The 13,420-nt window shown below is 67.7% G+C and carries 13 protein-coding genes; 7 read left to right on the forward strand and 6 right to left on the reverse strand.

Annotated elements, in window-relative coordinates; all coding sequences use genetic code 11:
• Window positions 1-14: 14 nt before the first annotated feature.
• The 4 genes from rplI to rpsF form a co-directional block, all read right to left on the reverse strand.
• A complete protein-coding gene (gene rplI, locus ACH4F2_RS21275) occupies window positions 15-461 on the reverse strand; it encodes a 50S ribosomal protein L9 (protein ID WP_398134266.1) in 447 nt (148 codons plus the stop codon).
• Between the two features lie 18 nt (window positions 462-479).
• Window positions 480-716, reverse strand: coding sequence for a 30S ribosomal protein S18 (gene rpsR / locus ACH4F2_RS21280; RefSeq protein ID WP_003949403.1), 237 nt, complete (start codon window positions 714-716; stop codon window positions 480-482).
• A gap of 42 nt (window positions 717-758) precedes the next feature.
• Window positions 759-1,352: a single-stranded DNA-binding protein gene (locus tag ACH4F2_RS21285; protein WP_395577389.1), complete on the reverse strand. Its 594-nt coding sequence runs from the start codon at window positions 1,350-1,352 to the stop codon at window positions 759-761.
• A 75-nt stretch (window positions 1,353-1,427) separates the two neighbouring features.
• The gene (rpsF, locus tag ACH4F2_RS21290) at window positions 1,428-1,718 is read right to left on the reverse strand and encodes a 30S ribosomal protein S6 (protein ID WP_077798159.1); all 291 of its coding nucleotides are present in this window, start codon (window positions 1,716-1,718) and stop codon (window positions 1,428-1,430) included.
• 278 nt (window positions 1,719-1,996) lie between these two features.
• Here rpsF and ACH4F2_RS21295 point away from each other — a divergent pair, with 278 nt between their 5' ends.
• The 3 genes from ACH4F2_RS21295 to ACH4F2_RS21305 all read left to right on the forward strand — a co-directional run bounded on the left by ACH4F2_RS21295 (window position 1,997) and on the right by ACH4F2_RS21305 (window position 4,739).
• Window positions 1,997-2,302 (forward strand): hypothetical protein, encoded by a 306-nt coding sequence (locus tag ACH4F2_RS21295; protein WP_398134267.1) that lies wholly within the window; start codon window positions 1,997-1,999, stop codon window positions 2,300-2,302.
• A 163-nt stretch (window positions 2,303-2,465) separates the two neighbouring features.
• Window positions 2,466-3,587, forward strand: a complete 1,122-nt coding sequence (gene femX / locus ACH4F2_RS21300; RefSeq protein WP_398134268.1) for a peptidoglycan bridge formation glycyltransferase FemX — start codon at window positions 2,466-2,468, stop codon at window positions 3,585-3,587.
• A gap of 120 nt (window positions 3,588-3,707) precedes the next feature.
• A complete protein-coding gene (locus ACH4F2_RS21305; RefSeq protein WP_398134269.1) occupies window positions 3,708-4,739 on the forward strand; it encodes an alanine racemase in 1,032 nt (343 codons plus the stop codon).
• A gap of 110 nt (window positions 4,740-4,849) precedes the next feature.
• On the opposite strand, the gene ACH4F2_RS21310 is transcribed toward ACH4F2_RS21305, so the two are convergent.
• Both ACH4F2_RS21310 and ACH4F2_RS21315 read right to left on the reverse strand, forming a co-directional pair.
• The gene (locus tag ACH4F2_RS21310; protein ID WP_398134270.1) at window positions 4,850-6,349 is read right to left on the reverse strand and encodes a glycosyltransferase family 87 protein; all 1,500 of its coding nucleotides are present in this window, start codon (window positions 6,347-6,349) and stop codon (window positions 4,850-4,852) included.
• Window positions 6,350-6,479: 130 nt separating this feature from the next.
• Window positions 6,480-8,879 carry a transglycosylase domain-containing protein gene (locus ACH4F2_RS21315; RefSeq protein WP_398134271.1) on the reverse strand — a complete coding sequence of 800 codons (2,400 nt, stop codon included), beginning with the start codon at window positions 8,877-8,879 and terminating at the stop codon, window positions 6,480-6,482.
• A gap of 664 nt (window positions 8,880-9,543) precedes the next feature.
• Between ACH4F2_RS21315 and ACH4F2_RS21320 the strand changes: the two genes are divergently transcribed.
• From ACH4F2_RS21320 to ACH4F2_RS21335, 4 genes are all read left to right on the forward strand, one after another.
• Window positions 9,544-10,221 (forward strand): helix-turn-helix transcriptional regulator, encoded by a 678-nt coding sequence (locus ACH4F2_RS21320; RefSeq protein ID WP_398134272.1) that lies wholly within the window; start codon window positions 9,544-9,546, stop codon window positions 10,219-10,221.
• A 44-nt stretch (window positions 10,222-10,265) separates the two neighbouring features.
• Window positions 10,266-11,348, forward strand: coding sequence for an inositol-3-phosphate synthase (locus tag ACH4F2_RS21325; protein WP_395577382.1), 1,083 nt, complete (start codon window positions 10,266-10,268; stop codon window positions 11,346-11,348).
• Between the two features lie 78 nt (window positions 11,349-11,426).
• Window positions 11,427-12,689 (forward strand): MFS transporter, encoded by a 1,263-nt coding sequence (locus tag ACH4F2_RS21330; protein ID WP_398134273.1) that lies wholly within the window; start codon window positions 11,427-11,429, stop codon window positions 12,687-12,689.
• Window positions 12,690-12,809: 120 nt separating this feature from the next.
• Window positions 12,810-13,316 (forward strand): hypothetical protein, encoded by a 507-nt coding sequence (locus ACH4F2_RS21335; RefSeq protein WP_398134274.1) that lies wholly within the window; start codon window positions 12,810-12,812, stop codon window positions 13,314-13,316.
• The last annotated feature ends 104 nt before the right edge of the window (window positions 13,317-13,420 follow it).

The following is a 13,420-nucleotide window of genomic DNA, read 5'->3' on the forward strand; positions in this document are numbered from 1 at the left end:
AGCGAGAGCTACGCTCAGGCAGCGACAACCTCGATGCTGACCTTGGCGGCAACCTCGGGGTGCAGGCGCACGGACGTCTCGTGGGCGCCCAGGGTCTTGATCGGCGAGCCCAGCTCGATGCGACGCTTGTCGACGTCGGGGCCACCAGCAGCCTTGATCGCCGAAGCGACGTCGGCCGGGGTGACGGAGCCGAAGAGACGACCGGCCTCGCCGGAGCGGACGGCCAGACGAACCTTCACGCCCTCGAGCTGACCCTTGACCTGGTTGGCCTGCTCGATGGTCTGGATCTCGTGGATCTTGCGAGCACGACGGATCTGCTCGACGTCCTTCTCGCCGCCCTTGGTCCAGCGGATGGCGAACTTCCGCGGGATCAGGTAGTTGCGAGCGTAGCCGTCCTTGACGTCGACGACGTCGCCCGCGGCACCGAGGCCGGAGACCTCGTGGGTGAGGATGATCTTCATGAGTCGGTCACCCTTCCCTTATCGCGCGGTGGAGGTGTAGGGCAGCAGCGCCATCTCACGGCTGTTCTTCACGGCCGTGGCGACGTCACGCTGGTGCTGAGTGCAGTTGCCGGTCACGCGGCGGGCACGGATCTTGCCGCGGTCGGAAATGAACTTCCGCAGCATGTTCGTGTCCTTGTAGTCCACGTACGTGACCTTGTCCTTGCAGAATGCGCAGACCTTCTTCTTCGGCTTGCGCACAGGCGGCTTAGCCATGGTGTTTCTCCTGTGTGATCAAGAAGTGTGAGTGGAGCCCGCTTAGAAGGGGGGCTCGTCCGAGTAGCCGCCACCGCCGCCGGAGCCGCCGCCCCAGCCGCCGCCACCCTGGCCGCCACCACCCTGCTGGCCACCGGCGGGAGCGCCGGTCGCCCAGGGGTCGTCGGCCGGAGCGCCGCCGCCCTGCTGGCCACCGCCGGGGCCGCCGCCCCAGCCGCCGCCACCCTGGCCGCCACCACCGCCGTAACCGCCCTGGCCTCCGCGGCCCTGGCCCGAGGTCTTGGTGACCTTGGCCGTGGCACTGCGCAGGCTGGCGCCGACCTCGTCGACGTCCAGCTCGTAGACCGTGCGCTTGACGCCCTCACGGTCCTCGTAAGACCGCTGCTTCAGCCGGCCCTGCACGATGACGCGCATGCCTCGCTGGAGCGACTCGGCGACGTTCTCCGCCGCCTGACGCCAGACCGAGCAGGTGAGGAAGAGGCTTTCGCCGTCCTTCCACTCGTTCGTCTGGCGGTCGAAGGTGCGGGGAGTCGACGCGACACGGAACTTCGCGACGGCCGCACCGGACGGGGTGAAGCGCAGCTCGGGGTCGTCGACAAGATTGCCGATGACCGTGATGACGGTCTCGCCTGCCATGGGGGAACCTCTCGGCGGGTTTGCTGCTGGCTGCTTGTGCTGCTACTCGAATCCCGGGATCGGCTGAGCGGGAGCTCAGTGCATCTCGGGACGGAGGACCTTGGTCCGGAGGACCGACTCGTTCAGGTTCATCTGGCGGTCGAGCTCCTTGACGACCGCAGGCTCGGCCTGCAGGTCGATGACCGAGTAGATGCCCTCAGGCTTCTTCTTGATCTCGTACGAGAGACGACGACGGCCCCAGGTGTCGACCTTCTCGACCTTTCCGCCGCCGTCACGGACGACAGAGAGGAAGTTCTCGATCAGCGGGGAGACAGCACGCTCCTCGAGATCGGGGTCGAGGATGACCATCACCTCGTAGTGACGCATGTGGAACCCACCTCCTTTGGACTCAGCGGCCACGGTCGTTCCGTGGCAGGAGGGTTGCGATGCGTTGGCACCGGTATCAACGAGTAAACCAGGACCCACTGACAATCGGGCCTCCTCCGAGAAGGTGGACCGGCCGGTGGGCGGCAGCAGACACCAGTGCAGAAGATACAGACTACCCGCCCACCCGCTTGCGGTTGAAATCCGGCTGCGAGGGGACACAATCGGTACTCAGCGGATGTAAAGGGCGAAGACACACTGCCTATGGCAGGAGGTTCCCCATGGCACAGATCATGCGACCCGCCAAGCCCCGGACCGGGCTGCTGGCCACCGACGGCAAACCGCACCCCCTCCAGGACACGCTGCTCGCCGTGACCCTGGTGCTCGGAATCCTCGCCCTCGCCACCGCGAACTTCCGGGGGCTCCACGTCCTGACCTCCTGGGCGGGGCTGCTCGGGGTCCTGGCCGGCGGATACGGCCAGCTCATCTCCGAGACGACACGAGAGCGCTTCGGCCTGGTGGTGGGCCTCGGAGCGGCCGCGCTCGGCCTGTACTTCGGCATCTACCACGGCGGGCTCTTCGGCTGAGCCCCCAAACCGGGCTCCGGGCCGCCGCCCGCCCACCGGACGCCCCCTTCCCTCCGCCTTCCAGCCGTACGCCGGACGGGGCGCTCACAGGGCGCAGTAGGCTTCGCGCGAGAGCCGGAGCCCCTGTACCCATGGGGACACACCAGCCCGAGGAGCGCCCCGAATGAGCCTGACCCTGAGGACCATCAGCCGCGAGCAGCATCTGGCCTACATCCAGAGTCTGCCGGCGGCGAGTCACATGCAGGTCCCGGCATGGGCAGACGTGAAGGCGGAATGGCGCTCGGAGAACCTCGGCTGGTTCGACGACCGCACCGGTGAGCTGGTCGGCGCCGGTCTCGTCCTGTACCGGCAGCTGCCCAAGATCAAGCGCTATCTCGCCTACCTCCCCGAGGGCCCGGTCATCAACTGGTTCGCGCCGAACCTCCAGGACTGGATGGAGCCCATGCTGGCTCACCTCAAGCAGCAGGGCGCCTTCTCGGTGAAGATGGGCCCGCCGGTGATCATCCGGCGCTGGGACGCCACGTCCATCAAGAAGGGCATCCAGGACCCCGACGTCAAGCGCCTGCGCGACATAGAGGCCGACCACATCGAGCCGCGCGCCTTCGAGGTTGCCGACAAGCTGCGCCGCATGGGCTGGCAGCAGGGCGAGGACGGCGGCGCCGGCTTCGGTGACGTGCAGCCCCGCTACGTCTTCCAGGTTCCGCTGGCCAACCGTTCCCTGGAAGAGGTCCACAAGAACTTCAACCAGCTCTGGCGCCGCAACATCAAGAAGGCCGAGAAGGCCGGCGTCGAGGTCGTCCAGGGCGGCTACCACGACCTCGAGGAGTGGCAGCGCCTGTACGAGATCACGGCCGTGCGTGACCGCTTCCGGCCGCGTCCGCTGTCGTACTTCCAGCGCATGTGGGCGGCCCTCAACAATGAGGACCCCAACCGCATGCGGCTCTACTTCGCCCGGCACAACGGGGTGAACCTGTCGGCGGCCACCATGCTGGTCGTCGGCGGGCACGTCTGGTACTCCTACGGTGCCTCCGACAACATCGGTCGCGAGGTCCGGCCCTCGAACGCGATGCAGTGGGCCATGCTGCGCGACGCCTACGCCCTGGGCGCAACCGTCTACGACCTGCGCGGCATCTCCGACTCCCTGGACGAGAGCGACCACCTCTTCGGCCTGATCCAGTTCAAGGTCGGCACGGGCGGGCAGGCGGCCGAGTACCTCGGCGAGTGGGACTTCCCACTCAACAAGCTGCTCCACAAGGCCCTCGACATCTACATGTCGCGCCGCTGATGCCCCTGCCCGGCGCTCTGGCTCCAGTAGCGTCGGTGACAGCTTCCACAGCTCCACCCAGGCTTTCCCCTCGACACATCGCAGCACACCGCAGCCACGAGAAAGGTTCCAGGTCCGGCCATGGCGCTCACGCTCTACGTCGACACCGCGCGCTGGCGGGCGCACCACAAGCACGTGCAGGAGCAGTTCCCCGGGCTGGTCCCGGTCTGCAAGGGCAACGGCTACGGCTTCGGCCACGAGCGGCTGGCCGACGAGGCCACGCGTCTGGGTTCGGACGTGCTGGCCGTCGGCACGACGTACGAGGCGGCCCGGATCAAGGACTTCTTCGGCGGTGACCTGCTGGTCCTGACGCCGTACCGGCGCGGCGAGGAGCCCGTACCGCTGCCCGACCGCGTCGTGCGCTCGGTGTCGTCCATCGACGGCGTGTACGGCCTCGTGGGCGCGCGCGTGGTCATCGAGGTGATGTCCTCGATGAAGCGGCACGGCATCAGCGAGCAGGACCTGCCGCAGCTGCACGCCGCCATAGAGAACGTCCGGCTGGAAGGCTTCGCCATTCATCTGCCACTGGACCGCACCGACGGCTCGGACGCCGTCGAGGAGGTCATCGGCTGGATGGACCGGTTGCGCGCGGCCCGGCTGCCGCTGCACACGATGTTCGTGAGCCACCTCAAGGCGGACGAACTGGCCCGGCTCCAGCAGCAGTTCCCGCAGACCCGCTTCCGCGCCCGGATCGGTACCCGCCTGTGGCTGGGGGACCACGAGGCCACCGAGTATCGCGGTGCGGTCCTGGACGTCACGCGCGTCGCCAAGGGCGAGCGCTTCGGCTACCGGCAGCAGAAGGCTGCCTCCGACGGCTTCCTGGTGGTCGTGGCGGGCGGTACGTCGCACGGTGTGGGTCTGGAGGCCCCGAAGGCGCTGCACGGCGTCATGCCGCGCGCCAAGGGCGTCGCCCGGGCCGGACTCGCCACGGTCAACCGCAATCTCGCGCCGTTCGTCTGGGGTGGCAAGCAGCGCTGGTTCGCGGAGCCGCCGCACATGCAGGTCTCCATCCTGTTCGTGCCCTCGGACGCGCCGGAGCCCAAGGTCGGTGACGAGCTGGTGGCCCACCTGCGGCACACCACTACGCAGTTCGACCGGATCCTCGACCGCTGACGGATGGGCCGGTGTCGAAGCCGGCAACAGCGAGAAGGCCGTACACGATCTCCCGTGTACGGCCTTCTCCATGGCCTACGGCGTCAGGGACGCCCCAGGAGCCTGTTCGCTCAGAGCGAACCGTCCGCCTGCTGCCCCGCACCCCACTGCACCCGGGACGTCTCGTAGTGATCCGTGTGCTGCGGTGAGTGAGACTCGGACCCCAGGACGAAGGCGTCCTCCGCACCGTCGAGCACACCGCCCGAGGGGTCGTCGTCGCCCGTTCGCCGGACCGGGTCCCGGTCCGGCATCAGGATGTCGCGCACGACCATGACACAGAGGAACAGCGTGCCCAGCAGGTGTATGCCGATGGCCCAGTGGTAGCCGGCCGTCGGCAGGCCTTTGTGGGCGTCGCCACTGGTCGTGTACGCGAGGTACATCCAGATGCCCAGGAAGTAGGCCACCTCGCACGACTGCCAGATCAGGAAGTCACGCCACTTCGGCCGGGCCAGTGCGGCCAGCGGAACCAGCCACAGCACGTACTGCGGTGAGTAGACCTTGTTGGTGAGGATGAACGCCGCGACGATCAGGAAGGCGAGCTGAGCGAATCGCGGACGCCTGGGGGCGGTCAGGGCGAGCGCCGCGACGCCGCCGCAGCACAGCACCATCAGGAGCGTGGCCAGCGTGTTGACGGTCTCGGTGCTGGGCGGGCTGTCGGAGTTCTGGACCAGGATCAGCCAGAAGGAGCCGAAGTCGACGCCGCGTTCCTGGCTGAACGTGTAGAACTTCGACCAGCCGTCGAACGCGAAGAGCATCACCGGCAGGTTCACCACGAGCCAGGCGACGGCCGCCCCTCCCAGGGCCTTTCCGAAGTCCCGCCATTTGCCCGCGCGCCAGCACAGCACGAGCAGCGGGCCGAGGATCAGGAAGGGATAGAGCTTCGCGGCCGTGGCCAGCCCCAGCAGAATTCCGAAGGCCACCGAACGCCCCCGCGACCACATCAGGATCGCGGCGGACGTCAGAGCGACCGCCAGCAGGTCCCAGTTGACGGTCGCGGTCAGCGCGAAGGCCGGTGCGAGGGCCACCAGCAGGCCGTCCCAGGGGCGCCTGGCGTGCGTACGGGTCACGCACACGGCGATGACGACCGCGCAGACCATGAGCATCCCGGCGTTGACCATCCAGTACCACTGCTCTTGGTCCTGGATGGTGCCGCTGCCCGGTGTGAGCCATGATGCGACCTCCATGAACACGCCGGTCAGTACCGGGTATTCGAGGTACTCCATGTCGCCCGGGAGCTTGTCGAAGTACGGCACCAGCCCGTCGACGAACCCTCGCCCCTGATAGAGGTGCGGGATGTCCGAGTAGCACGCATGTGTGTACTGGGAGCTGGCACCGAAGAACCAGGCACCGTTGTAACAGGGCGCCTTCTGGACCAGGCCGAGGGCGAACATGCCGATCGCGACGAGTGCGATCACCCGCACAGGAGTCCACCAGGACGTCCCGAGCAGGGCACGTCGGCCGAGAGGGCCGCCGATCAGCTCGCTGCCGGTCGCGGCGACCGTGTCCTCCTTGGTCGGCGACACCGGGTCCGGCTCGTGCACGCTCGCTGGCGTCGATTCTGCACTGGGCATGGGGCACATCCTGCCGTACGCGCCTGGGAATACGCCGGGGCCGCCGCACCCTCGTGGATGCGGCGGCCCCTGTTTCACGTGAAACTTACGGGCGTTTCACGTGAAACGCCCATGCCGGGCTACTCCGCGGCTAACCGCTCGAACCCCAGATGGTGTTTCCCTGACTGTTCCCGTTCCCGTTCCCGTTTCCGTTGCCGTCTTCCTCCGTCTCACTGGCTGACGGAGACGGTGACTCACTTCCGTCCGAACCGCCCGCGTCATTGCCGGCGTTGTCATTCCCGCCGTCATTCCCGTTGTTGCAGTTCCAGTCCCAGATACCGCACGTCGAAGTCGGCGCGGACGGTGAGGGGCCGGTCTGCGTGTCGCTGGGCGACGGGCTCGGCGAGGGGCTCGCCTCCTCTGTCTCGGAGGCAGAGGGCGAGGGGGAGGGAGACGGGCTGGGCGGCGGGGTGTCGTTGACGACCTCGCCGATGGGCTCCGGCTTCGGGAACTTCGCCGGCTTCGTGTCCTTCAGCGCGTCCTCCATGTAGTCCTTCCAGATGCGGGACGGGAACGACGCACCGTGGATCTCTTTCTCGCCGCCCGTTCCGTACATCTCCAGGAACTTCCGCTCCTTGACCGACTCGTCGTCCGGGTAGCGGAACATGCTGATCGCGGTCGAGAGCTGCGGCGTGTAGCCGACGAACCAGGCGGACTTGTTGCCGTCCGTGGTACCGGTCTTGCCCGCCACCTCGCGGCCGGGCAGCCGGGCGTTCTTGCCCGTCCCCTCGTCGACGACGGTTTTCAGAATGTCCGTGACGTTGTCTGCGATCTGAGCCGTGAAGACCCGCTCGGTCTTGACCGTGTGCGTGTAGACCGTGCCGGTCTTGTTCGTCACCTTGGTCACGGAGTAAGGCTCGCTCTGCTTGCCACTGGCCGCGAAGGTGGCGTACGCGTCCGCCATACGGATGGCACTCGGGGACGAGACGCCGATGGAGAACGACGGGTAGCCGGCGCCTGCCAGGCTGTCCTCGAGGAGGCCCGCGTCGATGGCGGCCTCCTTCACCTTGTCGAGGCCGACGTCCATGCCGAGCTGCACGAAGGCGGAGTTCGACGACAGCCGCATGGCCTCGCGGAGGTCGATCTTGTAGTCCGGCGGATCACCCAGTGACTCTTCGCCGTCATTGCGCTGCAGCCACTGCCCGCCCTTATCGTCCTTCCAGACCGTCCCGTCGTATTCCTTGATCTTGAGGTCGTTCTTGCCGCTGTAGAGGCTCTTCGGGGAGACGATCGTCCGTTCGTCCTGGGACTGGGTCGGCCCGAGGTCGGGATCGCGCACGCCCCAGTTCATCGCCGCCGCGAGCACGAAGGGCTTGAACGTCGAACCGACCTGGGCACCGGTCACGTCGGCGTTGTTGGTGAAGTGCTTGGTCGCGTCCTGTCCACCGTAGACAGCCTTGATGGCACCGGTTTCGGGATCCACGGACGCGCCGCCGAACTGAACGTGCGTGTCCTTGTCGGGGCGCTTCTTGGGGTCGATCTTCTCCGTGTAGACCTTCTGCACCGCGGCCTCGAGGCTCTCGACCTTCTTCTTCTCGAAGGTCGTGTGGATCGAGTAGCCGCCCCTCTCCAGCTGCTTGTCCGTGACCTTGCCGGTCTTGATGACCGAAGCCTTGGCCAGGTCGACGAGGTAGCCGATCTGGCCGCCCAGCTGCGAGTTCGACCGCGGATTCTGCACGGCCGGAAGTTCGGTGTACTTGGCTCGCTCCTGCTGGCTCAGATGCCCGTACTCCACCATCTTGTCGAGGGTGTCCTGCATCTGCCGCTGGGCGCGCTCGCTGTTGGCCTCGGGAGTCGCGGCCGGGTCGATCGAGGTCGAGCCGGACGGGTCGTAGTACGTGGCGCCCTTGAGCACCGACGACAGGAAAGCGCACTGGCCGGGGTTGAGGTCGACGGCGTCCACGTTGAAGTACGCCCGCGCGGCGGCCTGGACCCCGTAGGCACCGCGGCCGTAGTACGCGGAGTTCAGGTAGCCCTCGAGAATCTTGTCCTTCGGCTCCTCGGCACCGACCTTGATCGAGACGAAGATCTCCTTGACCTTGCGGGAGATCGTCTGCGACTGGTCGTTCAGCATCGCGTTCTTCACGTACTGCTGGGTGATGGTGGAGCCACCCTGCGTATCGCCGCCCTTGGCCATGTTGAACACGGCGCGGGCGATGCCCTTGGGATCGATGCCGCTGTCGGAGTAGAAGGTCTTGTTCTCCTGGGAGATGACGGCGTTGCGCATCGCCTTGGGAATCTGCGCGAGGTCGACGCTCTGCCGGTTGCGCTCACCGCCCGTGGCGACCATCTGGCTGCCGTCGGCCCAGTAGTAGACGTTGTTCTGTGCCGTGGCGGTCTCGTCGATGTTGGGCACGCCCACCATGGCGTAGGCGATGCCCGCGGCGGCCACCATGGTGCCGAAGAACGCGACACACAACCCAGAGACGAGTTTCCAGGAGGGCACCCACCGGTGCCATCCGTCCTTGTCGCTGCGCGGGTAATCGATCACCCTCTTCTTGCCGGACACCGCCGCGCGGCCCCGGCCGACCCCTCCTGGGCCGCCGGGAGCTGCCCGCCGGCCTCCGTGCGGCGGCTCGGCCGATCTGCGGCGACTGCCCCCACTGCGTTGTGCCGCGCGCCGTGCTTCGGCGCGGCTCCCGTACGGACGTCCCTCGTCCTCCGGACCGTACGAGCCGGACGGAGACCCTGTGGCGCCTCGCGGTGCCGCACGGCGGCCGGAGGACGAGCCGGACTGGCCGCGTCGGGCCGCGGCACGTCCGCCTCCCTGCGGCGGCGGCGGTTTGCGACGGTGCTCGCTCATCGAACGACTACTCCTCGGGCAGGCGCACCCTTGCGCGCCTGGTAAAGGCGGCTGTTTTCCGGTCCCCCCGAAGTACGGATGCGGCCCCTCCCGCATTCACCCGTACTGCACCAGGGACAGGGACGCCCCCAGACGTCACTCGGTTCCCGGTGGTCTGCATGGCGCACAGACTACGCACCGTCAAAACCCCCGAGACTCGAAGTTCACCTCAAATCAGGCAACTTGCTCTCGATGAATCCCCGATGTGATCCCGTTCACCAGTCCCCCTCTTGTCGCACGAGGAAGCTCGTTCTATCGTGCTGATGTATCGAGTCGATACATCAGCGCGGCATAAGGACGAGAGGAGGCGACGATGAGCCGGCGATCCGGCATCCTCGAGTTCGCTGTACTCGGCCTGCTCCGCGAATCCCCGATGCACGGCTATGAGCTGCGCAAACGGCTCAACACGTCACTGGGTGTGTTCCGGGCGTTCAGCTACGGGACGCTCTACCCCTGCCTCAAGACGCTGGTCGCCAACGGCTGGTTGATCGAGGAACCGGGGAACGTCGGTGAGGCCGCCGCCTCCCTCACGGGACGCCGCGCCAAGATCGTCTACCGGTTGACGGCCGACGGTAAGGAACACTTCGAGCAGCTCCTCTCGCAGACGGGCCCGGACGCGTACGAGGACGAGACCTTCGCCGCTCGCTTCGCGTTCTTCGGACAGACGTCGCGCGACGTGCGCATGCGCGTGCTCGAGGGCCGGCGCAGTCGGCTGGAGGAGCGCCTGGAGAAGATGCGGGCCTCCCTGGCCCGCACCCGGGAACGGCTCGACGACTACACGCTTGAGCTCCAGCGCCACGGAATGGAGTCCGTGGAGCGCGAGGTGCGCTGGCTGAACGAGCTCATCGAGAGCGAGCGGGCGGGGCGGGACCTGCGGGGTTCCGCTTCGGAGGGGACCGCTCAACAGGACAAGACATCTGGAGCGACGGGCGGCCTGCCCCGGTCCGGGGACGACCCCCGGCCGGATACGCCCGGCGACACCGCCACGTGAGCGCCCAGTCAGGGCCTCACTCGTACACACAGGGAGCAACCGGAATGGGTTCGGTTCGCGTAGCCATCGTCGGTGTGGGCAACTGCGCCGCATCGCTGGTGCAGGGCGTCGAGTACTACAAGGACGCCGACCCGGCGGCCAAGGTCCCGGGCCTGATGCACGTCCAGTTCGGCGAGTACCACGTCCGTGACATCGAGTTCGTCGCCGCCTTCGACGTGGACGCCAAGAAGGTGGGCCTGGACCTCGCGGACGCCATCGGCGCCTCGGAGAACAACACCATCAAGATCTGCGACGTGCCGAACAGCGGCGTCCAGGTCCAGCGCGGCCACACCCTCGACGGTCTCGGCAAGTACTACCGCGAGACCATCGAGGAGTCCGCCGAGGAGCCGGCCGACATCGTCCAGGTCCTCAAGGACAAGCAGGTCGACGTCCTCGTCTGCTACCTGCCCGTCGGCTCCGAGGACGCGGCGAAGTACTACGCCCAGTGCGCCATCGACGCCAAGGTCGCCTTCGTCAACGCCCTCCCGGTCTTCATCGCCGGCACCAAGGAGTGGGCGGACAAGTTCACCGAGGCGGGCGTCCCGATCGTGGGCGACGACATCAAGTCGCAGGTCGGCGCCACCATCACGCACCGCGTCATGGCGAAGCTGTTCGAGGACCGGGGTGTGATCCTGGACCGCACGATGCAGCTGAACGTCGGCGGCAACATGGACTTCAAGAACATGCTCGAGCGGGACCGCCTCGAGTCGAAGAAGATCTCCAAGACGCAGGCCGTCACCTCCCAGATCCCCGACCGGGACATGGGCGAGAAGAACGTCCACATCGGCCCGTCCGACTACGTGGCCTGGCTGGACGACCGCAAGTGGGCCTACGTGCGCCTGGAGGGCCGCGCGTTCGGTGACGTCCCGCTGAACCTGGAGTACAAGCTCGAGGTCTGGGACTCCCCGAACTCGGCCGGTGTCATCATCGACGCCCTGCGCGCCGCGAAGATCGCCAAGGACCGCGGCATCGGCGGCCCGATCCTGTCGGCGTCGAGCTACTTCATGAAGTCCCCCCCGGTCCAGTACTTCGACGACGAGGCCCGCGCCAACGTCGAGAAGTTCATCGCCGGCGAGGTCGAGCGCTGACAAGCGCGGACTCCGGTCCGTCGGAGGTCCCCGGGTCGCATGATCCGGGGACCTTTCCCGTATGTGAGGCTGTGCCCCATGGCCGTCGTCCGTGACCTGCGCGTCCTGCTGCGCCTGAAGGGCTTTAGGCGCCTGCTCGCCGTACGCCTGCTCTCCCAGGGCGCCGACGGCGTCTACCAGGTCGCGCTCGCCACCTACGTCGTCTTCTCCCCGGAGAAACAAACCTCGCCCGCCGCGATCGCCTCCGCGATGGCGGTCCTTCTGCTCCCGTACTCCCTGGTGGGCCCCTTCGCCGGCGTCCTGCTGGACCGCTGGCGCCGCCGTCAGGTCTTCCTGTACGGCAACCTGCTGCGCGCCGCGCTGGCCTCGGTGACGGCCGTGCTGATCTTCGCCTCCGTCCCGGACTGGCTCTTCTACGTCTCGGCCCTCTGCGTCACCGCCGTCAACCGCTTCGTCCTCGCGGGCCTGTCCGCCGCGCTGCCGCGCGTGGTCGACGCCGAGCGTCTGGTGATCGCCAACTCGCTCTCCCCGACCGCCGGCACCCTCGCCGCGACGGCGGGCGGCGGCCTCGCCTTCGTCGTACGCCTCGTGTTCGCGGACTCCGATGCCGCCGTGGTGCTGCTCGGAGCCGCCCTGTACCTGTGCGGAGCGCTGGCATCGCTGCGCATCGCCGAGGAGCTGCTGGGCCCCGACCCCGCACGCGTGCCGCCCCGACTGGCGTCGGCGCTCGTGGGCACCGCACGCGACCTGGCGGCAGGAGTACGGCACCTCGCGGCCCCCGCACGCCGGGAAGCGGCTTGGTCGCTGGCGGGCATGACGCTGATGAGGTTCTGCTACGGAGCCCTGCTGGTGATGCTGCTGATGCTGTGCCGGTACGCCCTGACCTCGGACACGGACGAGGGTCTCGCCCTGCTGGGGCTGGCGCTGGGCGTCTCCGGCGCGGGATTCTTCGCGGCCGCGGTGGTCACTCCGTGGGCGGCGGGGCGGCTCGGGCCCGGCCGCTGGATGGCCGTGTGCGCGGCGTCCGCCACGGTGCTGGTGCCGGCACTCGGTCTGCCGTTCACCACCGTGCCGCTGCTCGCCGCGGCGTTCGCGCTGGGCCTGACGACACAGGGGGCGAAGATCGCGACCGACACGGTCGTGCAGTCCTCGGTCGACGACGCCTTCCGTGGCCGGATCTTTTCCGTCTACGACGTGCTGTTCAACGTCGCCTTCGTCGGCGCCGCCGGGGTGGCCGCGCTGATGCTGCCGCCGGACGGACGTTCGGTGCCGCTGGTGGTGACAGTCACTGTGATCTACGGAGCGGTTACTGCTGCTATAACCCGCTTTGAGAGGCAGTAAGTGTCACATCAGTGCCACGAAGCCTCTCTCGAGTACGGAGATGTCAGTGCGTGGCGATAGCTTACGTGCATCTTATTCGCGACATGTTCGCGACACGTACCTAAGTTTCAGGGGGACCCAGTGACCACTCCGCCGCCCCAGGGCAACCCGTTCGCGCAGGGCCAGCCGCAGGCTCCGCAACAGCCGCAGGGACAGAATCCCTATGCGCAGGGCCAGCCGGGCTTCCCACAGCAGGCCGGCCAGCCTGGGTTCCCGCCACAGGGCGCACCGTACGCCCCGGTTCCCCCGCAGCCGGCCCGCCGCAAGCTGACCTTCAAAACGATCAAGAACATAGTCATCGCTGTGATCGTCGTCGGTGTGGCGGTCGGCGGCTTTATCGCCAGCAGGGACGACGCCGACCAGGCCGGCGTGGGTGACTGCCTGAAGTCCGCATCGTCGTCTTCAGACCGTATGGAGGTGGTGGACTGCTCCTCCGCGGACGCCGAGGCCAAGGTCGTTGAGAAGATCAAGGGTCACCACACGCAGTTCACCGCTGAGTCCGCGTGTAGCAAGGTCGAGGGCGCCACCGGCTTTTACGCGGAGACGGGCGACGGGGAAGAGTTCCTGCTCTGCCTCACCAACGTCTGAGCCGAGCCGTGGGGGGGGGGGGGGGGGGGGGGGGGGGGGGGGGGGGGCACCCCCCCCCCCCCCCCCCCCCCCGCACCCCCCCCCCCCCCCCCACCGCCACCCAC

It is taken from the genome of Streptomyces sp. NPDC017890, from assembly GCF_044328675.1.
Taxonomy (GTDB): Bacteria; Actinomycetota; Actinomycetes; order Streptomycetales; family Streptomycetaceae; genus Streptomyces.

Coding starts and splice junctions, on each gene's coding strand:
- ACH4F2_RS21320 (WP_398134272.1), top strand. CDS start 9,544: ATGAGCCGGCGATCCGGCATCCTCGAGTTCGCTGTACTCGGCCTGCTC.
- femX (WP_398134268.1), top strand. CDS start 2,466: ATGAGCCTGACCCTGAGGACCATCAGCCGCGAGCAGCATCTGGCCTAC.
- rplI (WP_398134266.1), bottom strand. CDS start 461: ATGAAGATCATCCTCACCCACGAGGTCTCCGGCCTCGGTGCCGCGGGC.
- ACH4F2_RS21325 (WP_395577382.1), top strand. CDS start 10,266: ATGGGTTCGGTTCGCGTAGCCATCGTCGGTGTGGGCAACTGCGCCGCA.
- rpsR (WP_003949403.1), bottom strand. CDS start 716: ATGGCTAAGCCGCCTGTGCGCAAGCCGAAGAAGAAGGTCTGCGCATTC.
- ACH4F2_RS21285 (WP_395577389.1), bottom strand. CDS start 1,352: ATGGCAGGCGAGACCGTCATCACGGTCATCGGCAATCTTGTCGACGAC.
- ACH4F2_RS21295 (WP_398134267.1), top strand. CDS start 1,997: ATGGCACAGATCATGCGACCCGCCAAGCCCCGGACCGGGCTGCTGGCC.
- ACH4F2_RS21305 (WP_398134269.1), top strand. CDS start 3,708: ATGGCGCTCACGCTCTACGTCGACACCGCGCGCTGGCGGGCGCACCAC.
- ACH4F2_RS21330 (WP_398134273.1), top strand. CDS start 11,427: ATGGCCGTCGTCCGTGACCTGCGCGTCCTGCTGCGCCTGAAGGGCTTT.
- rpsF (WP_077798159.1), bottom strand. CDS start 1,718: ATGCGTCACTACGAGGTGATGGTCATCCTCGACCCCGATCTCGAGGAG.
- ACH4F2_RS21310 (WP_398134270.1), bottom strand. CDS start 6,349: ATGCCCAGTGCAGAATCGACGCCAGCGAGCGTGCACGAGCCGGACCCG.